Source organism: Streptomyces canus (genome assembly GCF_030815415.1).
Taxonomy (GTDB): domain Bacteria; phylum Actinomycetota; class Actinomycetes; order Streptomycetales; family Streptomycetaceae; genus Streptomyces; species Streptomyces canus_F.
Genome location: NZ_JAUSWW010000001.1, coordinates 9,333,167 through 9,352,588 on the forward strand (window position 1 = coordinate 9,333,167; position 19,422 = coordinate 9,352,588).

The window sequence follows — 19,422 nt, forward strand, 5'->3', positions numbered from 1 at the left end:
TCCTCGGGCTGTCCCGTGGCATGCGGGGAACGTACGCAGGCGCCGATCCGGGCGGATCAGCACCTGCGGCCGCCGCGCAGCTCCAGCCGGTCGCCCGGGAAGCGCTCGCGGAAGCCGCGGTCGTGCGAGACCGCGACCACCGCTCCCGGGTACGACGCGAGCGCCGCCTCCAGATCCTCCACCAGGTCGAGCGCGACGTGGTTGGTCGGCTCGTCGAGCACGAGAAGATCCGCGGGCCGGGTCACCAACCGGGCGATCTGCAACCGGCGTTGCTGTCCCGCGGACAACGCCGCGACCGGCACTTCAAGATCCTCCTCGCGGAGCAGCCCCAGCGTCAGCAGCTCATCGGCGTACTCCTGCGGCAGCCCGGGCCTCCCGGCCGCGAAGGCGGCGAGCAGCGGGAGCGGGGTGGAGTGCGCGGGCAACTCCTGCGCCAGGTAGCCGATCCGAGCCGGACGGCGTGCCACGCCCGCATCCGGCTCCAGATCGCCCGCCAGGACACGCAGCAGCGTCGTCTTGCCCGCTCCGTTCTCGCCCGTGACCAACAGCCGCTGCCCGGGCTCGATCGCGACCTGTCCGTCCAGACTCAGCCGCGCCCCCACGCGTACGCCGTCGAGTTCGGCGAGGGGACGGCTCGCGGGTGAGGGTGGCGGAGCGCTCGGCGATGATCCCGCCACCGGACGCGCATCGCCTGCCGCTGCCAGGGTCGCGGTGAATCGCAGCGGCTCCGGCGGCGCTGCCACCGGGTTGCGCCGCAGGTGGCCGAGCCGCTCCCGGACGGATCGCACCTGCCCGCCGAGCTTCGCCTCGTGCGAGCGGCGGTGCTTCCCGAAACCTTGCCGCGGGTCCTTGCCGGTGGTGGCCAGCCGCTTCCCGGCGACTGCGAGCATTTCCTCGCCACGGGCCACTTCCTCGACCCAGTCCGCGTGTGCCTGCTCCGCGCGGCGCCGGGCGGCGGCCTTCGCGGCGCGGTGGCCGGCCCAGCCGTCGCCGTAGCGGCGCACCGTGCGCGTGTCCCGGTCGACCTCGAGGATCGTGGTGGCGACGCGTTCCAGGAAGCCGCGGTCGTGGGTGACCGCGACGACGGTGCCGCGGTGCGCGCGCAGGTGCTCCTCGAGCCAGCGCACGGCCGCCGCGTCAAGGTGGTTCGTCGGCTCGTCGAGGAGCAGCAACTCGGGGGCCGCGGCCAGGACACAGGCCAGCGCGAGCCGCGACTGCTCGCCGCTGGAGAGCGTGCCGAGCACGCGGTCGCGGGTGATCCCGGCGAGCCCGAGCCCGTGCAGTGCGGCGTCCACGCGGGTGTCGGCCTCGTATCCGCCGCGTTGCTCGTAGGCGAACAACAGCTCGCCGTATGCGGCGAGTCGGTCCTTCGACGCCTCACCCAGGAGCTCCTCCGCCGAGCGCAACCGGCGTTCCATGTCGCGCAGTTCGGCCAGAGCGAGGTCGACGGCGTCCTGGACCGTGCGGTCCGGGTCGAGGTCGAGGGTCTGGGCGAGGTGTCCGATGCCGCCGGGGAAGCCGACGGTGATCTCGCCGACGTCCGGCACCTCGGCCGCGGCCAGCAGCCGCAGCAGGGTGGACTTCCCGGATCCGTTCTCGCCGATGACGGCGGCCTTCTCACCCGGTCGGACGGTGAAGGAGACGTGGTCCAGAACGGTGCGGGTGCCGTAGGCCTTACGGACGTCCTTGACGGACAGCTGTGCCACGACGGTGTGGGTGGGTACGGCGGTGCGGGGGGCGCGCTTGCGCATGTGGCTTTCCCTGGTGGGACGAAGGGTCTACGGGCAGCAGAAACGGCGGCATCGGCCGTGCCCGGACTCAGACGAAGAAAAGGAAAGCCATGACCCCACCATAACAAGACGAACCGTCTCGCCTCAACCCGTGCGTGCCCGATGTTCGGCATTCCGGCGCCCGGCCGTCGATGACGCTCGACGCTCTTCGGGCTGTTCAGGCGGTTGGGGCGGGTCGGTCGGGATTTGGGTAGGCCTTCTCGCCGGTCTCGTGCGGTTCACCGTTGTTGCTCTCTGGTGATCGTCCTTTCCGCGGTGTAGCGTCACTGCCAGCTGTCGTGGTTCGCAGTACCTGCCCGCGCTTAGGCGCGGGCGCTTTGCTGTGCAGTACCGGACCAGGGCGATCACCTCCAGGACCGCGCGGTGCGGTTCTGACGTCTACTGAGAGGTACCAGCATGGCCAGCGGAACCGTCAAGTGGTTCAACGCGGAGAAGGGCTTCGGCTTCATCGCCCAGGACGGCGGCGGACCGGACGTCTTCGCTCACTACTCCAACATCAACGCCTCCGGCTTCCGTGAGCTCCAGGAAGGCCAGGCGGTGACGTTCGACATCACCCAGGGCCAGAAGGGCCCGCAGGCGGAGAACATCACCCCCGCCTAGTTCTGAAGGCCGGTCCCCGGGTCCGAGGACCGGCCTGCTTCCGTGTCGCCGCGGTGTTGTGTACGCCGCGGCGACACAGGCGCCCTTCCCGCTACGGGCGGAGCACGATCTTGCCGTGGGTGTGCCCTTGTTCCAGCTCGCGGAACGCGTCCCGCACCTCTTCCAGCGGGTAGCCGCGGGCGATCGGCACCTCCAGTTCCCCCCGCGCGGCAAGCCGGGCCAGCTCGCCCAGCACGACGGCGCACGCCGCCGCTCCTTCGCCGTAGGTCCGCGCCCCGATCCTGGCCGCGGCCTGCCAGTCGCGGATGGTGTTGATCCGCTCGGGCCGCACCCCCAGCTCCACCGCCAGCTCCACATACCCGTCGCCGAACGTGTCGATGAACGCGTCGACGTCTCCGCCGCAGGCCTCCCGGATCCGTTCGGCCACGCCCTCCCCGTACGCGACCGGGACGACACCGCGCTCCTTCAGCCAGGCATGGTTCCGCTCGCTCGCCAGCCCGATCACGGTGGCGCCGCGGTGCCGCGCGAGCTGCACGGCAAGAGATCCGACGCCGCCCGCCGCACCGGACACCACGACCGTGTCCGTCGGCCCGGGATCCACCGCGAACACGCAGGCGTACGCGGTCGTGCCGGCCACGTACAACGACCCGGCCACGTCCCAGGACAGTCCCTGTGGCCGCGAGACCACGTCCACGTCGTCGACCACGACGAACTCCGCATGGCTCGCCCTGCCATGGGTGAAGCCCAGCACCTCGTCGCCCACCGCGAAGCCGCGTACCTGCGCCCCGACCTCCACCACGACACCGGCCAGATCGCTGCCCTGCCCGGAGGGGAACGCGGCCGGCCAGCGTCCGTGCCGCGCGCCTTCGCGGATCATCACCTCGCCGGGCTGGATCCCGGCCGCGCGGACCTCGACCAGCACCTGTCCGGGGCCTGGCGCCGGCCGCTCCACGTCCTCCACCCGCAGCACATCGATCCCGCCGTACTCGTGGAACCGCACCGCTTTCATCGCGTGATCACCGCTCTCGCTCGCTCGGACAAGCCCGGGACGGCCGCCCGCCGAACGCCACACAGGGACCGCGCCGTCGCACTCAACGGTTCAGCGACGGCGTTGTCTTCCCGGCACGGCCGGTCTCAGCCCGAGCCGAACGGACCCTGGACCGGGTCAGTATCCGATGGCCTCTCGCAGAAGCAGTACCGTGCCGCGCCCCGGGTGGGGTTCCGCGTTGAGGATGAGCAGGCGGTTGACCGCGCTGGGCACCCCGTACACCTTCTGGGCGCGGGCGTTCTCGAGCGGGAGGGCGTGCTCCTCGACGCGGCGCAGGGCCGTGCCCAGGTCGGGCACCACCTTCTGCGCGCCGACGATCCAGACCGCGTGGGCCGCGCCGCCCGCGTTGGCGGGGAGCTGGCTGCCGCTGCCCGAGGCGAGAACGAGGGAGCCGGTCTCGGTGACGGCAGCGACGCTGTTGACGACGAAGTCGGGGCCGGCGACCAGCGTGCGGATCTCGTCGGCGCCGGTGGCCCGGTCGATGGCCAGGACGCGCGGCCTGACGGCGTCGTACCGGTCGCCGGTATTGATGTCGTCGTCGATGCCGGAGAGCCGCAGGGTCTCGCTGGCGCCGGTCAGCACGCTCGCGCCCTCGGGGATCAGGTCCTTGATGCGGGCGCGCGCTTCTGCGGCGTCGTCGAGGATCTCGGCGGCGAAGCCGCCCGCACGCAGCGCGGCGGCCACCCCCTCCAGTTGTTCGGCCGTCGCCGGGTCGGTGAAGGACGCGGCCGGAGCCGGGGCGGCCGCGGCGTGTGCCGGATCGGTCCTGGAGCCCTGCGCAGCCTGGGGTGCCGTGCCCGCCAGCGGGGAGGTGTCGAGGTACCTGACCTCGTACACCCGCTCGGCGAACTTCCAGCCTTCCTCCGTGCGCTGGTAACGGTCGTGGTAGACGGCGTAGTTCAGCCCCTGGCGTCCGTCGAGGGTGCGTGCGAGCTCCTGGATGTAGGCGCGGCCGGTCGCGGTGTCACCGTCGAGCAGGATCGTGCCGGGGTGGGTGTTCTGTACGAAGAAGTCCCACTGGCTCTGCAGTTGTTCGCCCCCGGCGAGGATCTCCTCGCGGCCGATCTGCTCGACGGGGATGTTGGGCATGCGCAGGGCGCCGTCCGGTGTGAACAGCGCCGCCAGGCGGGGCCGGTCGCGCATCATCACCGCGTCGGTGAACTCGCCGCGCAGCGCCTCGATCTCGACGCGGTCCGCGATGGCCTGGAAGTCGTTCATGGGGTGACCTCTCCGTGGTGTTGTCGTCCTCACCGTTACGACAACGCAGCCCCCCGGAATGTGAGGTGGCGCGTCGGCCTCACATTCCGGAGGGCTGTCCTGTCGTAACGGGTAGAGGCACCAAGGCGAGCGAGGGAGACGGCCAGACCATGACCACGAGAACCGAGCCCGGCGAAGACCAGAGCGATCCGGGCCTCAGCGCGATCATGAGTGAGCGGCGTCGGCTGATCAACCTCGGCTATCGGCTCCTGGGGTCCCTTGCCGACGCCGAGGACGTCGTGCAGGAGACCTACACCCGCTGGTATGCCATGTCGGCACGGGAACAGCAGGCCGTGGAGTCGCCCGGCGCGTGGCTGGTGACGGTCGCGAGCCGTATCTGTCTGAACATGCTCGGCTCGGCGCGGGCCAGGCGGGAGACGTACGTGGGCGACTGGATCCCGGAACCGCTGCCCGAGCCCACGGAGTGGATCACCGGGCGCTCCGGCGCCGGCGGGGTCGACCCGGCCGACCGGGTCACCCTCGACGAGTCGGTGACGATGGCCTTCCTGGTCGTCCTCGACGCGATGACCCCGGCCGAGCGCGTCGCGTTCGTCCTGCACGACGTCTTTCGCTACCCCTTCGGCGAGGTCGCCGAGATCGTCGGCCGCTCTCCGGCGGCGTGCCGCCAACTGGCCTCGTCCGCCCGCCGACGCATCCCCGGCGCGCAGAGCCCGGCGGGCCCGGGTGCCGGACAGGCCGGCATCGTCAGGCAGTTCAGAACGGCGTGGGAGGCCAAGGACATCGACGCCCTGATCGGCCTGCTCGACCCTGACGCCGTCGCGACCGCCGACGGCGGCGGGCTGGCCGTCACCCACCTGCACCCGATCGTGGGCGGTGAGCGGATCGCACGCGCCTACGCCGAGATCGCCCGTGTGTCGGGCGACCGCACCACGTTCCTGGAGTGCACGGTCAACGGCCTGCCCGGCTTGGTGACACGGCAGGACGGCAACCTCTCGACCGTGTTCGCGTTCGAGATCGTGGGCGACCGGATCAGGCAAATCTGGGCGGTCCGAAACCCCGAGAAGCTCCGCCCCTGGCGGATCGACTGAGGGCAACGGCAAGGTGCAGGACAGACTTGGACAGTCGGGGAACCGGTCCGCTCGACTCAGAGCCCGGTGGAAGGGGGCAGTCCGCAATGGACTCGGAGATAGTCGTCGCGGCGTGTGCCGTGGTGATCGCCGTGGCGTCGCTCGCCGTCTCGGTGTACGAGGTACGCGCGACGCGGCAGCACAACCGCTACTCGGTGCGCCCCATACTCCAGTTGCAACGGACGATGTCCGAGGGACACAAGGCGGGGATCAGGCTCATCAACTCCGGGCTCGGCCCAGCCGTCATCGTCAGCAGCACCCTGACGGTCGACGGCGAGGTCGTGGGCGCGTGGAACAAGGCCGGCGCGGACAGAGCCCGCGACGGCCTCGCCGTATGGCCCTACGCGGTGACGTTCCTCGAGACGCAGAGCATCGCCACCGACTATGAGGAGTTCCTGCTGAGCGTGGACCCCTATGATCCACAGGCTCACGCCGAGTTCCTGGGGCTGATAACCCGACGCCTGCACCTGGAGATCCGCTACGAGTCCCTCTACGGCGGGGAGAACTATCGCGCGACTCTGCGCCCCCGTACACAGGGTCCTCGTCAGGTCAGTTGACGCGGACGATCTTCCAGAGCTGGTCGTCGACGGCGAGGCTGCTGTTCACATTGCGGAGCTTGTAGTAGCCGTTGCCCGGGTCGGCGAGCGTCCACTTCTGCGAGGGGGTCCAGGCTCCGCCGCCGGCGGACTGGAAGGCGAACAGCTGGCAGAGGCAGGCGGAGTTCTGGTACTGCTGGGCGGCCGTGCCGGTGGCGGTGGAGGCGCCCGGGATATCGAGGTTCTTGCCGGTGATGCGGTTGGTGAGGGTGTAGCCGCCGGGAGGGTGCGGGGCGACGGCCCATTCGTGGTCGAGAGTGCCGTTGTCGTCCCACTGGAGGATCTTGGCGCCGTCGGCGGTGGACTGGTTCTGCACGCCGAGGACCTTGCCGCCGGCGACGTTGAAGATCTTGAAGTAGCCGGAGGTCTGCTGGACGAAGCGCCACTGCTGGTCGGTGGCGTTGTCGGCGTTCTGCTGGGTGGCGGCCGTGCCGTGCCGTCGGTGGGCAGCCAGGTGACGAATGGCGCCCCGCTGGGGATCATGCCGTCGGTCGCCCGTATTCGCCGACCGTCCGTCAAGACTCCGTGCAATGCCACCGCCGAGGCGGGCGACGGATGGGGCGCCCAGGTGCGGCTGGTGGACACGGACGGCGACGGCAGGGCCGAGCTCGTGGCTGCCGCGCCCGAGGAGAACGCCGGCGACGGCGCGGTGTGGATCCTGCCCGCAAGCGGGAACGGGCTGCTCGCCGACGGTTCCAGGTCCTACGGAGCTGCCGCTCTCGGCGGCAACGCTCACGGCGCCCACTTCGGTTCGGTGATCGACGAGTAGGGGTTCGCCGACGTACGCGGGCCGCGCCGCATGCCGAGGAAGCAGGCGACGCACCACATGTGGAGAGCGGCACGGTCGTCAGCGTCGGCGTGCGGTGACCAGCCAGGCGCGGGAGTCGAACCAGACGCCGTCGCCGGTGTCGTGCGCGTCGAGAGTCGTGCGAAGCCGGTCGAGTGCGCGCTCGGTGGACGGGGCATCCAGATCGGTGAGCCATTCCTTCGCCATCCGGAGCTGGAGTACGCCGGCCAGCGCGCGCTCGGGGTCGGGGCCGTAGTACACGGGCTCGCGTACGTCGACGACGTCGACCGCCGTGAAGCCGGCCGTGGTCAGGGTGTCGGCCACGACGTGCGGATCGGCCAGTGCGAACGCGTCGTCGGCCCTTGGGACCGGCATCGAGGGCGCAGGACCGGGAGAGAGCGCTGCCCGGATCGCGGCCTGCCACTCCTGAAGGTCGGCGGCCTGCCAGACCAACTGCACCAAGCGCGCACCCGGACGCAGCGCCTTCCCGATGTTGGCGAACGCGAGAGCCGGATCGGAGAAGAACATCGTGCCGAACCGGCTCAGGGCCAGACTGAACTCCTCCGGCGGGAACGCATGGGTCTGGGCGTCGGCCTGCACGAAACCGGTATTGCGGAGCCCTTCCCGCTCGGCCAGTCGACGGGCCCGGGCCAGCATCGGGCCCGAGACGTCGATGCCCAGCACAGCGCCCGGCGAGGCGGCTCCGGCCGCGTCCCTGGTGGTCTGGCCGGTGCCGCAGCCGATGTCGAGGACACGATCACCGGGGCGGATGTCGAGGGCCTGCCGCAGCCGCTCGTGATAGCGGGCCAGCTCCGAGTCGTAGTCGAACAACACGACTGCCTCCTCATGACGCGGGGCCGTCGCGGAGCACGCCCCGCACGGCGTCGAGCCGTACACCCGGGTCGAACTCCGGCAGCCACCACGTCGCGCCGGCCTTCGCGTACGGCTCGGGGTCGACACCGAGCGGGAGACTGACGGCGATGTCGTACGAGGCCATCTCACCATGGCGTAGCGCGGTGAGGGTGGCGACGGCCTCGGCGAGCTGGTCCGGGTGCTCGAGGTTGGCCGGGAAGAACCCGTCGAGCCGGGCGGCCCGGCGGACCGGTTTGAGGTTGCCCGGGAACCCTGCGGCCCATACCGGTACGCCGGGCCGCTGGACCGGGCGCGGAAGGAACGCGATGTCCTCGACCGTGTAGTGCTCGCCGCGGTGCTGCACCGGCTCGCCGGACCAGGCGGCGGCAAGGACAGCCAGGGACTCGTCGAGCATCCTGCCGCGCAGCCGGTCGTCGAGTTGCTCCCCGGTCCTGGACAGTTCGCCTGCGAACCGGTCGCTGCCCAGGCCGACGCCGAGGGTGAGGCGGCCGTCGCTGAGCCGGTCCAGCGTCGCGGTCTCCCGGGCGACCTTGGTCGGCCGGCGGCGGGCGAGCGGTGACACCATCGGGCCGAGCCGCAGCCGTTCGGTGGCGGTCGCGATCGCCGCCAGCGCGATCCAGGGGTCGGCGACCTGTCGGACCGGCGCCCGCCAGCACAGCTGATCCCACACGAAGCAGCCGTCCCACCCGGCTTCCTCCGCTTCGGCGGCAAGGCGTGCGACCACCCGCGGGTCGGCGAGGTCCTCGAAGAGCGGCAGCCAGAGTGCCGAGCGCAGCCGCTTCATGGCCGGTCTCCCCGGGTGTGCCGCACCAGGGCCGACACGAAGTCACCCCACACGGCCTTCGGCAGGTCATGTCCGGCCCCCTCCAGGACCAGCAGCTCCGCGCCGGGAATCGCGTCACGCAGCGCCTTGCCGTGCGGCAGCGGCAGCAGGGGGTCGTGGTCGCCGTGCACCACGAGCGTCGGCGCCGCGATGTCGCCGAAGCCTCCTCGCACCGGCCCGTCGAGCTCGATGACGAAGTGGTTGACCAGGGTCGAGGCATAGTTCCTGGCGCGCGCCACGTCCTGCGCGGCCAGGGCCCGGGTCGCGGCCTCGGTGAAGTGCGGTGAGCCACCGGCGTACGTCTTCGCACCGGCGACCACGTACGCGACGACCGCGGCCGCGTCGGAGATGTCCGGCTCGGCCGGCATGGCCAGATCGCTCGACGGCGGCGGCAGGTCGTCGGCGCCCGTGGAGCTCGAGACGAACGTCAGTGACGCGACCCGGTCGGGATGGTCCACCCCGAGGATGAGTCCGGTCCCGCCGAACATCGACTGGCAGACCACATGGGCGCGCTCGATGCCCAGAGCGTCCTGGATGCCGAGCACGTCCCGGGTCAGGTCGGTGAACGAGTACGGCGGCTTTCCCGGCGGGTAGCAGGTCGAGCGTCCGGTGTCCCGATGGTCGTACCGGACCACGAACCGGCCTCGGACGGCGATCCGTTCGCACAGCTCGGCGTCCCACCACAGCATCGAGGCGGCCGATCCGGCGACCAGCACGATCGCGGGGTCCGCGCGGTCGCCGAACGTCTCGACACACAACTCGGCGCCGTTGATGTCGAGGAGTCGTTCGCCGTGAGATCGATGCGAGGTCATGTCCAAAACGCTAGGTCTCAGAAAGCATTGTGAAAAGCGATGGTTTTCGATCGACTCAATCGCGTAAAGCGATGGCTTTCCTTACGGTGGAACGCGTGATGAACGTCGAACTGCGCCATCTGGCGGCGATGGCCGCCATCGTCGAAGAGGGCTCGTTCGGGAGGGCGGCCGCCCGCCTCGGGTACACCCAGTCGACGGTGAGCCAGCAGGTGGCCGCGTTGGAGAAGGCCGTGGGCGGTCCGGTGTTCGACCGGCCGGGCGGTCCCAAGCCGGTGCGGCTGACTCCGTTGGGTTCCGTGGTCCTGGACCAGGGCCGCGAACTGCTGGCGAAGGCGGACGCGTTGTCCGATGCCGTGGACCGGTTCAAGGCGGGAGGGGGCCGGATCGACATCGGCACGTTCCAGAGCGTGTCCAATGTGATCCTGCCGTCGGTCGTACGACGGCTGCGCGACGACTACCCCGGCTGCGACATCAGGTTGTCCGAGGAGGAGCCGGAGCAGCCGCAGATCGGCGACCTCGATCTGCTGTTCTACGACGGCCGCATCGACGGCGACGTCGAGCGACTCAAGCTGCTCGACGACCCGTACCTGCTGGTGGCAGGCGTCGGCACCTTCCCCGAGGGGCCGGTCCCGCTGGAGCGGCTCGACGGGGAGCCGATGGTGGCCTGGCCGCTGACGTGCGACCAGCCCGAGATGGAGCAGGCGGTCGCCCGAAGCGGCGCCCGTCCGCGCGTAGTCTTCCGCACCGCGGTCAACGACACCCTGTTGTCGATGGTGCGAGCCGGCCTGGGATCGGCGGTGCTGCCCTGGCTCGCCATCCGCGGTGCCGACGTGTCATCCGACGACAGACTCCGCGTCCATGAGCTGGAGCCGTCGCTGCCGCCGCGGGAGATCCACCTGCACTGGCGGGCCGGACGTACCCACTCACCGCTTGCCGCCCGAGCCGTCGAGATCGCGGTCGAGGTCGCGGTGGAACTCGCGCCGCCGCCGACCAGTACCTGATGCGGTTTTCCCGTGAGTTCAGGGGAAGTTGGGGCACTCCTCGGCGAAGCCCTGCGAGACGGGCTGCCACGCGCCGTGGTCCTCCCGACCGCGAAGAGATCGGACAGGGTCCAGCCCAACGGACCGGCTACGGCGGACAGTTGCTGTCGACGGTGCGGACTCGGGTCGTAGCGCCACACCATTCCGTACAGGGTGCTGAGGGCCAGTCCCATGAACGGCAGTTCGCGGATGCCGAAGCCGCGATTGCGGATCAGCGCACCGAGCACGGTGGCCAACCTGGTCCCGGCGGGACGGCGGCCCAGCCACGTCGGCTGTACGAACGGTCCCGGGGCGGTGACGCGAGCCTCCAGCGCGGCGAGCCGGAAGGAGTTCCGACGGTACCGGGTGGCCCGCGACAACGAGAAGGTCGGCGGCCGGTATGCCGAGTTCGGCGGCAAGTTCGATAAGTCGCCGAGGGGGGGGGCAGTTCCACTCGCGGCGAGGCTGTGTAGCGGGCGGGTTGAAGGCGGTACGAGATCGGCGACTGGTGAGTGCACCGGCATGTCACACGGCGCGCTGCATGCACACCAGCTGATCCCGCTCGTCCCATGACTCGGTGAAGGTGAAGCCGAACCGCTCGTACAGGGCGATGGCCCCGGTCCGCCATTTCCACACCGACAGTCGCAGGGTGTCCACGCCGCTCTCGGCGGCGTGCGCGAGCGCGGCGTCGAGCAGGCCGGACGCGATGCCCCGGCCCCGGAATGCCGGGTCCGTCCACAGTCTCTTGACCTCCGACCGCCCCTCGGCGGGGGCGGTCACCACCAGACAGCCCACAGGGGTGTCCCCGCTGAGGGCGATCAGCACGTCATCGTTGCCGAACGCGGTCCCCGGGTGGGAGATCTCCGCCCGGTAGCGTTCCGGCAGCCCGTCCACATCGGCAACGGGCTCGCCCTTCTCGGCCTCCGTCCGCAGGTGGTAGGAGGCCAGCAACGCGGCCAGGCCGTCCTCGACGGAAGCGGCCCGGTCCCGGTGGCGGACGACGGCAATCTCGCCTTGATCGGTCATGGTGTCAGCATCACACGAGGGTCGGAGCCATCTGCTCTGCCGCCACGATGCGCTCCACCGCGGCCATCACCAGTTGCCCAGGCTCTGCTTCCGTGAATACGTCGGAAAGCCGTGTGCGGGCCGGATCTCGTCCGTGTCACGATGGCGGCGGGAAGCGAGGTCTCGTGGACGAGTTGGGGCGATTCCGTCGGGCCGCGGTCGCGTGGGCGGCCGGTGGGGCGGGGGCGGATGAGGCCGCCGTAGTGGCCAGGGAACTGGCCGGCGGTGTGCGGACGATCGTGCTCGTCGAGGGGAACAGCGATCAGGTCGCGCTGGCAGCGCTGGCCGCGCGCCACGGCCGCGATCTGGACGCGGAGGGCGTCGCGGTCGTACCGCTGGGAGGTGCGACCAACATCGGGCGCTTCCTTGACGTGTGCGGGCCCACGGGGCTCGGGCTGCCGCTGGCCGGTCTCTGCGACATCGGCGAGGAACGGCACTTCCGGCGCCATCTGGGACGTGTCGGGCTCGGCTCCGGTCTCTCGCGGGCCGGACTGGAGGCACTCGGGTTCCACGTGTGCGTCGCCGACCTGGAGGACGAGTTGATCCGTGCGCTCGGGGCCGAGGGTGTGCGTCAAGTCATCGAGGCCCAGGGCGAGATGCGCCCCTTCCACACCTTCCAGGGGCAGCCGGCGCAGCGGGAACGGCCCGTGGAGCATCAGCTACGGCGTTTCATGGGCACGCACAGCGGCCGCAAGGCCCTCTACGCGCAGGCACTTGTCGCGCACCTGGACCTCGAACGGGTCCCCCGGCCGCTGGACCGCCTTCTCTCGCACGTCTGATCCGGCCGGCCCCGTCCGGTGATGGCGCTCGCGCCGGTCACTTCCGCTCCAGCGCGGCCAGCCGCAGCTCAAGGTGGTCGACCCGGTGCCGAAGCAGGGTGACCTGGGCTTCCAGGCTGACTTCCCGTTCCGCCCTGCGCTGGATGCGCGGTGACGCGGCGGCGCGCTCGATCACCGCGTCCAACCGGACCAGGCGCTGCGGCCCGTTGGGGCCGTCCACCAGCCGCGACTGGATCTCGCCGTTGCGGTACCAGGACCGCAGGGCCGAGCGGGAGACCCCGGTCTCGCTCTCCGCCTTGGCCAGCGTGACCCAGGGCGTCTCGTCCAGTCGCTCGAAGAGCTCCAGCTCGTTCTGCCAGCTCGCGAGCCGGTCCTCCCAGTTCGACGGCGTCTCCATGACACCCTCCCTTCGCCACGGTGACCCTATCAATAGCAGTGTATTGACAGGGTTGAGACCCTGTAAGCATGACTTTCGAACGGTTCTCAGTGAAAGCCCGCAAGGTCGTCGTCACGGCTCAGGAGGAGGCGAGGCTGCTCAAGCACGGCCACATCGGCACGGAGCACATCCTGTTGGGGCTGCTCGACGTGCCGGACAGCACGGCCGCGAAAGTCCTGGACCAGCTCGGGTACGACAAGGAGACCGCGCGGGCCGACATCGCCGCGGCGGCCGAGCCCGGTACAGAGGAACTGAGCGGCCACATCCCGTTCGCGCCGAGCGCGAAGAAGACCCTGGACCTCGCGCTGCGCGAGGCGCATCAGCTGCGCCACACCTACATCGGCACCGAACACATCCTGCTCGCCCTGGTCGCCGCGGAAGGTGGGGGCGCCGGCGCGAAGGTGCTCGCGCAGCGGATCAATCCGATCAGCAAGGTCCGTACCGCGGTGCTGGCGTCACTGGAGGGATCGCAGGACGTCGCGCCCAGCCCGTGGCCGACCGGCACACCGGCCACCGAGGACACCGTGTCCGTCGCCAGCGCACTGGCCGGTGGCGCACCGGTCGGCAGTCATCACCTGCTCGAGGCGATGCTGCGGGCGGAGAACAGCATGGCGGCCAGGGTGCTGCGCGAACTCGGAGTCGACCCGGCCACGGTCGCCGCGAAGATCGACGAACTCGATCCGGAGACGACCACGGACGCGAACCCCGAGGAGGCCGCCGCGCGCCGGATGGAAGTGCGGCTGTCCGACGGTGAGGTGCACCTGATCCTGCGGGACCCGGCAACAGTCACGCTCGCCGAGAAGGTCACCGAACTGTCCGGCGGCCCGGTCCAGGGCGTGGGACCCGTCGCAGGCATGTTCGTCCCGCTCTGGCGGTCGACCAACCAACTGCTGCTGGAGATCCAACGCGTGCTCGAGCCGGAATCCGACGGCGGCGACGGATCCGCCGCGAGCAACGTGGCCAAGGCGGTGCGCACGGTGCTCGCGCCCCGGCTCCGCCGGTGAACCGACTGATGGCCATCACTGCGGCACGGGGAGTTGGTGCCTCGTGACAAAGGCGTCGGCCGGTGCTGCGATGTTGTGAGCAAGGGCCGGTGGGACCGGTTTCGCGGTCCTACCGTCCCAGCATGAACACGAGTCGCAGCAGAGGAATGACCCTTGGGGCACCGCGGAGTGTCGCGCTGGCGGTGCTGCTGACCGTCGGGGCGTTCACCGGGGCCGCCCCGGATGCCCGGGGCGAGGAGGCGCGGACCGAGACGCCCGTGGTGTCGACGAACCCGGTCGGCGGTGTGACCGAGACGTTGGTGCGGGTGAGGGCGCCGCTGCCGGCGTCGTTCGGGGCGCGGCCGGCGGCGTGCGACTGGCTGTCGTATCTGCGCTACCGGGCCGCCGGCGGACCGGCGGACTCGGCCGACGCCGACCGGATCCTCGTCGCCCAGCCGGGAATCCTGGAAGGCGCCGGAGCCTTCGACAGCGTCGCCCGCAACACCGTGTCCCGCGCCGCCGCACAGGGGCAGCACATCGAGTTCTGGGCGCTGGACCGTCGCTCCAACTGTCTGGAGGACCGCACCGGAGTGGCCTCCGGCGACCAGCACACGGCCGTCGACTACTACTACCGGGACAAGCAGGTCGACGGCCGCACCTTCGACGGTTACATCGGCAACGGCGACCTGGGGTGGATGGCGAAACTCGGTATCGAGCGGACCGTCCGCGACCAGTACGACCTGCTCACCGCCGAGCTGCCCGACCAACAGCTGCGCAAGCAGAAGGTGTTGTGCGGCGGACACTCGCTGGGCGGTGTGATCACCGGGTACTTCGCAACGGCCGACTTCGACGGCGACCGGGCCACCACGGCGGACGCCGGACACAACCAGTGCGCCGGCTACTTCGCGCTCGACACCACCGTCTCCACCTCGCTCGCCGATCTGAGCGGCAGCATCCCGGACGACACCAACCTGCCGGACGTGGGCCTCGGTTACGGCGTGGTCCAGGCCGGGCTCGACAGCGGAGTGCTGTCCCGCACCCTGTCCGCGCCGGTGCTGCTCAACCCGGAGACGATGACCCTGCTGGCCATCACCGGGCTGGGCGCGTTGCAGGACCCGGACGGCGAGACCGACCTGCCGCGCTACCTGCCCGACAACACCAACATCGAGGTCACCAACCGCTTCCTGTTCTCCGAGGACACCGCCACCTTCCTCAGCGGATCCCCCGCGGTGAAGGACTTCCGGCTCACCAACGAGGCGATCCTCGGCGCGCTGATGGACGATCACTCCGTACCGCTGGCGTTCCTGCAGAGCAGCGTGGGCTTCTTCGACGGCGGGCCCGTCGTCGACAAGAACTTCCCCGTCGCCAACGGAAGCGAGGAGCAACCGGCGCTGTTCGGCAGCGAGTACAAGGCCATCCCCGGTCAGCCGGGCGGGCCGCTCTACACCTGGCGGAACTACGACCGCGTCGGCGACCCCGACGACCCCGGGTACCGGTCGGCCGACGGGACACCCTTCACCGACGCGGGCAAGGAGGTCACCGACATCCAGGAACTGGCCCGCAGCATGGCCGAGCAGCCATTGGACTTCACCGAGCAGTACTTCCCGACCAAGCTGGTCACCGACATCCAGATGTCCACCTCCCCGCAGATCAAGCGGCTCGTGGTGCATGCGGACGGGCTCACCGCCAATCCGACGCTCACGGTGCTCGCGGGCGACGGACTGCTGGCGGGCCGCGTCCCGGCGGACCTGGACCCTGTGGTCGCCGACGGCTACCAGCACCTCGACGTACTGACCGCCGCGCCCACCCAGAACAACGGCCGTCCCGAACCCGTCTCCACGAACCTGACGGAGTTCGCGCGGGACCCCGGCCAGGGAACCTAGTCGGTCGGTCGCGGTCAAGGGGTGGATCATGCGAGGCCGTTGCCCCAGGCCGCCGTTGCCGTTCCGGCATCGGCGGCCTGGGGCCGTGGACCGGTTTCGCCGAGCTGAGCGGTACCTCGATGGCCACCCCGAATGTCGCGGTCGCCGCCGCCCTCCTGACGCAGCAGCACCCACCGACGACCAGCCGGTCGAAGCGCTCGCTTGGACGGCAAGCCCGCCCCCGGGGGCATGTTCGAGATCCCCTCGCGCCAGGTCACCGTTCCGGCGGGCGGTACGGCGGGCACCACGGTGACCGGCGATACCCGCGTCGGCGGCGAGAGAAAGCCGGCCGGCAACGGCTGGACGAGGATCAACGGGCGGGGCCGTGACCACACCGCGGACGTCGGCGACTCGGACGGAGAGGTCACCGTGCGCCTGCCCAAGGGCAGTTACGCGCTCACCGGGATCCTCAACGGTGAAGCCGAGCCGGCCGCCGACTCGTACTTCTGCGCTCGGCGCGTTCACCACCGACGTCCCGCGCAAGGACCTCGCCAAAATCAACTTCACGGTGGGGACACTCCGCGGAACAGTGGACGGCGCTGTCCTCGCTGCTGCGCCGGTGGACCTGCGTTCCGGGCTCGCTCCGTCTCGCTGCGGGCCGAGCTGAACGACCGTGACGGCAACACCCTGGTCCGGACCGTCGAGCGGGCCTACCTCGCCGTCCGGTAGGGCAAGAGCGCCACGGCGTGTCCGGGAGCTGTCTCCCGGGCACGCCGTGCGGAGGTCAGACCTTGGTCGCGGCGAAGGCGGCCGCCGCGTCTGCGTTCGCGGTGTAGCCGAGGTGGGCGCCCACGTCGCCCCCGCCGTTCTCGCAGACCGGGTCGCCGGCCGCGCAGAAGTCGATGGTGCGGTTCTGGTACGTGCCGGTGACGCTCTTGCCGATGGCGCGGATCGGGTTGCCGAACAGCAGCACCGCGGCGACCTTGGGTTCGAGCGCGGTGGGAATCGTCGCCACGATCGGGCTGCCGACGACCGCGCCGGCGCTGCTGATGCCGATGGAGTTGTCGACGACGTTCGCGCCCTGCGAATAGCCGACGAGAATAAAACGCTGGTTCGGACAGGAAGCGGCCTGGCTCCTGACATGGTTCACCAGGTCCGTGTTGCCCTGTGCGGCCGAGGTGAGGGAAAGGTCGGCGGGATAGTTCACCTTGTAGCTGGACAGTGATTTGCCGGTGATTTTCTTCTGCAGGGCGGAATACACCGGGTCGCCGACGATGAAGCCGAGTGTGCCGGGCTCGAACGTGCCGCGCGCCGCGACGACGTCGATGTCCGTGCAGGCTGCGGCTGTTGCCGTGGGGGCCGAGACGGTGGCCAGTCCCGCTCCGGCGATCAGCGAGAGCGCGGCGAAACACAAGCGGATACGCATGGGGATCCTTTGAGGGTGGGGCGCGTGCAGCGCCTGTGGAAAGGACGTCCCGAACGTATTCGCGTCGACGGACCGGGTGTGATGGACGGGAATTAAGGAATTCCTCGTCTTTTTGTGCCGAGGTGAGTAAGGGTATTTCTCACTGACGTGATCTGGCGGGGTGACTCGACCCGGGCAATCCCGCGAGTGGCGATGAGTTTGGCGGCCTCCGGCAGTCGTACGGTGAAACCCTGCTTCCGAGGAGGACATGTGACGCGCAGCGTGACCTATTCGATGAACGTCTCACTCGACGGCTACATCGTCGGGCCCGACGGCGGCTTCGACTGGTCGGTGCCCGACCCGGACGTCTTCCGCTTCTGGATCGACGAGATCCGGGAGGTCGGCGTTCACCTGATGGGGCGGCGGCTGTACGAGACGATGCTGTACTGGGAGACCGCCGGCCAGGACGGGCCGCTCGACGAGGCCGAGCTCGAGTGGGTCGCGCTCTGGAATCCGCTGCCCAAGGTGGTGTTCTCCACCACGCTGTCGGCGGTGCGGGGCCATGCCCGACTGGCCTCCGGCGGCGTCGCGGAGGAGATCGAGCGGTTGCGCGCCGAGCCGGGGGAGGGCGACATCGCCATCGGCGGGGCGACGCTCGCCGCCGAAGCGGCCGCGGCGGGTCTGATCGACGAGTACCGGGCCGTGGTCTACCCGGTGCTGGTCGGCGGAGGCATCCCGTTCTTTCCCCGGGACGAGCGCCGGGTGGATCTCGAACTCGTCGAGACCCGCACCTTCAACTCGAAATTCGTCTACCTCCGCCATCGCGTGACGCGTTAGCCGACTCGTCGCCGAGAAGGCGCCGTCGGCTTCCCTATGGGGTGAAGGTGCCGTCGTCCCGCAATGCCTCCGCGCGCAGGGCGAGGATCAGGTCCAGGCGGGCGCCCGGGTCGTGCAGGGCGTCGCCGAAGAGCTTCTCCAACTGGCGCAGGCGGTAACGCACCGTCTGCGGGTGGACGTGGAGGCGGGCGGCGACGTCGGGCACGTTGCTGCCGCTCAGCAGCCACGCCAGGAGCGTCTCGGCGAGCCGTCCGCGCGGCCCCTCCGCGACCGCGTCCAGCGGGCCCAGCACCCGCGACTGGAGCTGGGCGAGCATCGGTTCGTCGGCGTGCAGCAGCAGCGTCGACAGATGGTCGGCGCAGCGCACCACGCCCTGCCGGGGCAGGATGCCGCGCCCCATCAGGCCGAGCGCCCGGGTGGCCCAGTGCAGCGAGCGGGCGGCCTCGTCGAGCGGGACCGTCGGTCCGATCGCGGCGGGCCGGCCGCGCAGCGCGAGCGTGAACGCCCGGCCGCCGAAACGGCCGGAACCGTCCGGGTCGGGCACCAGCATCCGCGGCGGCCGGGAGTCCATGTCCACCAGCGCCCCCGCGGCCGCCAACGGCCGGTCCGCCTCCCGCTGGTCCGGGGCCGACGCGAGCGCGACCACCGCGACCTGTCTCGGCACCGACCACCGGGCACCGTGCGCCAGATCCTGCACCGCCTCCGGTGCCACCGGCCCCTCGCCCAGCAGCAGACCGAGCAGCCGCCGGCGACGCCGCTCCAGTTCGTCCGTGCTGCGCAGCCGCGCCTCCGCGTATCCGGCGGCGGCCGCCTCGGCGACCTCGTGCACCGTCTGGAAAGCGAGTTCGCCCAGCGTGGAGACCACCGAGGAGTCCAGTCCGAGTTCCTCCGCGGTACGGCCCATCAGCCGCCAGGCGTGCAGACCGCCGATCCGTAACGCGGACTGCAAGGCGTCCAGACCACGCCCTTCCATGGCCTCGCCGCGCCCGAGTTCGTAGTACGTGGCGGTGATGGCGGCGCCCTGGCCGTGCGGATCCGCGATGTGGTCGACGAACAGGGTCAGTGCCTGTACGACCCCGGATCTCAGGTGCGTTCCGTACGTTCCCGGCCGGGCGTACTCGGGGACCTGTCTGCGTACCTCCTCCTCGACCTCGTCGGCGACGGACTCCAACTGGTCGCGCAGCAGCTTGGCCAACTCGGGGGGCACCGGGGCGGCGTGCGGGCCGTCCGGTACGCCGGGCGGTGGTGTGGGGGCAGCCACGGCGGACCCTCCTTTCACCCGGAAGCGGCTCACCCGCGGGCTGGTGCCCGTGGGGCGAGGGACAAGTCCTGGGTTGGACGTACGTCCCCTGCGCTCCGTTC

21 protein-coding genes and 1 pseudogene are annotated in these 19,422 nt (G+C 70.6%); 11 read left to right on the forward strand and 11 right to left on the reverse strand.

The genetic code is table 11. From position 1 onward, the window contains the following. Positions 1–56: 56 nt before the first annotated feature. Entirely contained in the window at positions 57–1,751 is a 1,695-nt protein-coding gene (locus QF037_RS43325) for an ABC-F family ATP-binding cassette domain-containing protein (RefSeq protein ID WP_307035051.1), read from the reverse strand. 435 nt (positions 1,752–2,186) lie between these two features. On the opposite strand from QF037_RS43325, the gene QF037_RS43330 reads away from it, so the two are divergent. Then, positions 2,187–2,390 (forward strand): cold-shock protein, encoded by a 204-nt coding sequence (locus tag QF037_RS43330; protein WP_037751662.1) that lies wholly within the window; start codon positions 2,187–2,189, stop codon positions 2,388–2,390. 91 nt (positions 2,391–2,481) lie between these two features. Here QF037_RS43330 and QF037_RS43335 read toward each other — a convergent pair whose 3' ends face one another. Next, entirely contained in the window at positions 2,482–3,399 is a 918-nt protein-coding gene (locus tag QF037_RS43335; RefSeq protein ID WP_307035053.1) for an NADP-dependent oxidoreductase, read from the reverse strand. Between the two features lie 156 nt (positions 3,400–3,555). Continuing rightward, a complete protein-coding gene (locus QF037_RS43340) occupies positions 3,556–4,656 on the reverse strand; it encodes an LUD domain-containing protein (protein ID WP_307035056.1) in 1,101 nt (366 codons plus the stop codon). A 149-nt stretch (positions 4,657–4,805) separates the two neighbouring features. Here QF037_RS43340 and sigJ point away from each other — a divergent pair, with 149 nt between their 5' ends. After that, positions 4,806–5,744: an RNA polymerase sigma factor SigJ gene (sigJ, locus tag QF037_RS43345; protein ID WP_307035059.1), complete on the forward strand. Its 939-nt coding sequence runs from the start codon at positions 4,806–4,808 to the stop codon at positions 5,742–5,744. A gap of 86 nt (positions 5,745–5,830) precedes the next feature. Then, a complete protein-coding gene (locus tag QF037_RS43350; protein ID WP_307035061.1) occupies positions 5,831–6,340 on the forward strand; it encodes a hypothetical protein in 510 nt (169 codons plus the stop codon). Here QF037_RS43350 and QF037_RS43355 read toward each other — a convergent pair. After that, positions 6,333–6,947: an RICIN domain-containing protein gene (locus QF037_RS43355; protein WP_307037671.1), complete on the reverse strand. Its 615-nt coding sequence runs from the start codon at positions 6,945–6,947 to the stop codon at positions 6,333–6,335. The genes QF037_RS43350 and QF037_RS43355 overlap by 8 nt on opposite strands. On the opposite strand from QF037_RS43355, the gene QF037_RS43360 reads away from it, so the two are divergent. Continuing rightward, a complete protein-coding gene (locus QF037_RS43360) occupies positions 6,861–7,148 on the forward strand; it encodes an FG-GAP repeat protein (protein ID WP_307037672.1) in 288 nt (95 codons plus the stop codon). The two genes, QF037_RS43355 and QF037_RS43360, sit on opposite strands and share 87 nt — an antisense overlap. Before the next feature lie 78 nt (positions 7,149–7,226). Here the strand turns inward: QF037_RS43360 and QF037_RS43365 are convergent, their stop codons facing one another. The 3 genes from QF037_RS43365 to QF037_RS43375 are packed head-to-tail and all read right to left on the reverse strand — an operon-like array spanning position 7,227 to position 9,674. After that, positions 7,227–8,000 (reverse strand): class I SAM-dependent methyltransferase, encoded by a 774-nt coding sequence (locus tag QF037_RS43365; protein WP_307035063.1) that lies wholly within the window; start codon positions 7,998–8,000, stop codon positions 7,227–7,229. A 10-nt stretch (positions 8,001–8,010) separates the two neighbouring features. Further along, positions 8,011–8,823 (reverse strand): LLM class flavin-dependent oxidoreductase, encoded by an 813-nt coding sequence (locus QF037_RS43370; protein WP_307035065.1) that lies wholly within the window; start codon positions 8,821–8,823, stop codon positions 8,011–8,013. After that, on the reverse strand, positions 8,820–9,674 hold the full coding sequence (locus QF037_RS43375) for an alpha/beta fold hydrolase (protein WP_307035067.1): 855 nt from the start codon (positions 9,672–9,674) through the stop codon (positions 8,820–8,822). Before QF037_RS43375 ends, QF037_RS43370 begins: the two co-directional genes overlap by 4 nt. A 71-nt stretch (positions 9,675–9,745) precedes the next feature. On the opposite strand from QF037_RS43375, the gene QF037_RS43380 reads away from it, so the two are divergent. Then, complete coding sequence (locus QF037_RS43380) at positions 9,746–10,675, forward strand: LysR family transcriptional regulator (RefSeq protein ID WP_307035069.1); 930 nt, start codon at positions 9,746–9,748, stop codon at positions 10,673–10,675. A gap of 543 nt (positions 10,676–11,218) precedes the next feature. Here the strand turns inward: QF037_RS43380 and QF037_RS43385 are convergent. Then, entirely contained in the window at positions 11,219–11,719 is a 501-nt protein-coding gene (locus tag QF037_RS43385) for a GNAT family N-acetyltransferase (protein ID WP_307035071.1), read from the reverse strand. A gap of 164 nt (positions 11,720–11,883) precedes the next feature. On the opposite strand from QF037_RS43385, the gene QF037_RS43390 reads away from it, so the two are divergent. Further along, a complete protein-coding gene (locus QF037_RS43390) occupies positions 11,884–12,537 on the forward strand; it encodes an ATP-dependent endonuclease (RefSeq protein WP_307035073.1) in 654 nt (217 codons plus the stop codon). Between the two features lie 37 nt (positions 12,538–12,574). Here QF037_RS43390 and QF037_RS43395 read toward each other — a convergent pair whose 3' ends face one another. After that, positions 12,575–12,934 (reverse strand): excisionase, encoded by a 360-nt coding sequence (locus QF037_RS43395; protein WP_307035075.1) that lies wholly within the window; start codon positions 12,932–12,934, stop codon positions 12,575–12,577. Between the two features lie 68 nt (positions 12,935–13,002). Between QF037_RS43395 and QF037_RS43400 the strand changes: the two genes are divergently transcribed. The 4 genes and pseudogenes from QF037_RS43400 (at position 13,003) to QF037_RS43410 (ending at position 16,547) form a co-directional block, all read left to right on the forward strand. Further along, positions 13,003–13,977 (forward strand): Clp protease N-terminal domain-containing protein, encoded by a 975-nt coding sequence (locus QF037_RS43400; protein ID WP_307035077.1) that lies wholly within the window; start codon positions 13,003–13,005, stop codon positions 13,975–13,977. Between the two features lie 122 nt (positions 13,978–14,099). Next, positions 14,100–15,839, forward strand: a complete 1,740-nt coding sequence (locus tag QF037_RS43405) for a hypothetical protein (RefSeq protein ID WP_307035079.1) — start codon at positions 14,100–14,102, stop codon at positions 15,837–15,839. A gap of 44 nt (positions 15,840–15,883) precedes the next feature. Beyond that, positions 15,884–16,024: pseudogene (locus QF037_RS51150) on the forward strand (S8 family serine peptidase); the annotation flags it as partial. Between the two features lie 16 nt (positions 16,025–16,040). After that, positions 16,041–16,547, forward strand: a complete 507-nt coding sequence (locus QF037_RS43410) for a hypothetical protein (RefSeq protein WP_307035081.1) — start codon at positions 16,041–16,043, stop codon at positions 16,545–16,547. A 55-nt stretch (positions 16,548–16,602) separates the two neighbouring features. On the opposite strand, the gene QF037_RS43415 is transcribed toward QF037_RS43410, so the two are convergent. Beyond that, positions 16,603–17,244, reverse strand: coding sequence for a cutinase family protein (locus QF037_RS43415; protein WP_307035083.1), 642 nt, complete (start codon positions 17,242–17,244; stop codon positions 16,603–16,605). Positions 17,245–17,493: 249 nt separating this feature from the next. On the opposite strand from QF037_RS43415, the gene QF037_RS43420 reads away from it, so the two are divergent. Further along, positions 17,494–18,060: a dihydrofolate reductase family protein gene (locus QF037_RS43420; protein WP_307035086.1), complete on the forward strand. Its 567-nt coding sequence runs from the start codon at positions 17,494–17,496 to the stop codon at positions 18,058–18,060. A gap of 34 nt (positions 18,061–18,094) precedes the next feature. On the opposite strand, the gene QF037_RS43425 is transcribed toward QF037_RS43420, so the two are convergent. After that, positions 18,095–19,321 (reverse strand): PucR family transcriptional regulator, encoded by a 1,227-nt coding sequence (locus QF037_RS43425; RefSeq protein WP_307035088.1) that lies wholly within the window; start codon positions 19,319–19,321, stop codon positions 18,095–18,097. Positions 19,322–19,422 lie beyond the last annotated feature (101 nt).

Excerpts from the sequence above, each read along its gene's own strand:
- QF037_RS43395 (WP_307035075.1), bottom strand. The coding sequence starts at position 12,934 with ATGGAGACGCCGTCGAACTGGGAGGACCGGCTCGCGAGCTGGCAGAAC.
- QF037_RS43405 (WP_307035079.1), top strand. The coding sequence starts at position 14,100 with ATGAACACGAGTCGCAGCAGAGGAATGACCCTTGGGGCACCGCGGAGT.
- QF037_RS43380 (WP_307035069.1), top strand. The coding sequence starts at position 9,746 with ATGGCTTTCCTTACGGTGGAACGCGTGATGAACGTCGAACTGCGCCAT.
- sigJ (WP_307035059.1), top strand. The coding sequence starts at position 4,806 with ATGACCACGAGAACCGAGCCCGGCGAAGACCAGAGCGATCCGGGCCTC.
- QF037_RS43325 (WP_307035051.1), bottom strand. The coding sequence starts at position 1,751 with ATGCGCAAGCGCGCCCCCCGCACCGCCGTACCCACCCACACCGTCGTG.
- QF037_RS43375 (WP_307035067.1), bottom strand. The coding sequence starts at position 9,674 with ATGACCTCGCATCGATCTCACGGCGAACGACTCCTCGACATCAACGGC.
- QF037_RS43340 (WP_307035056.1), bottom strand. The coding sequence starts at position 4,656 with ATGAACGACTTCCAGGCCATCGCGGACCGCGTCGAGATCGAGGCGCTG.
- QF037_RS43385 (WP_307035071.1), bottom strand. The coding sequence starts at position 11,719 with ATGACCGATCAAGGCGAGATTGCCGTCGTCCGCCACCGGGACCGGGCC.
- QF037_RS43335 (WP_307035053.1), bottom strand. The coding sequence starts at position 3,399 with ATGAAAGCGGTGCGGTTCCACGAGTACGGCGGGATCGATGTGCTGCGG.
- QF037_RS43415 (WP_307035083.1), bottom strand. The coding sequence starts at position 17,244 with ATGCGTATCCGCTTGTGTTTCGCCGCGCTCTCGCTGATCGCCGGAGCG.
- QF037_RS43330 (WP_037751662.1), top strand. The coding sequence starts at position 2,187 with ATGGCCAGCGGAACCGTCAAGTGGTTCAACGCGGAGAAGGGCTTCGGC.
- QF037_RS43360 (WP_307037672.1), top strand. The coding sequence starts at position 6,861 with ATGCCGTCGGTCGCCCGTATTCGCCGACCGTCCGTCAAGACTCCGTGC.
- QF037_RS43370 (WP_307035065.1), bottom strand. The coding sequence starts at position 8,823 with ATGAAGCGGCTGCGCTCGGCACTCTGGCTGCCGCTCTTCGAGGACCTC.
- QF037_RS43350 (WP_307035061.1), top strand. The coding sequence starts at position 5,831 with ATGGACTCGGAGATAGTCGTCGCGGCGTGTGCCGTGGTGATCGCCGTG.
- QF037_RS43400 (WP_307035077.1), top strand. The coding sequence starts at position 13,003 with ATGACTTTCGAACGGTTCTCAGTGAAAGCCCGCAAGGTCGTCGTCACG.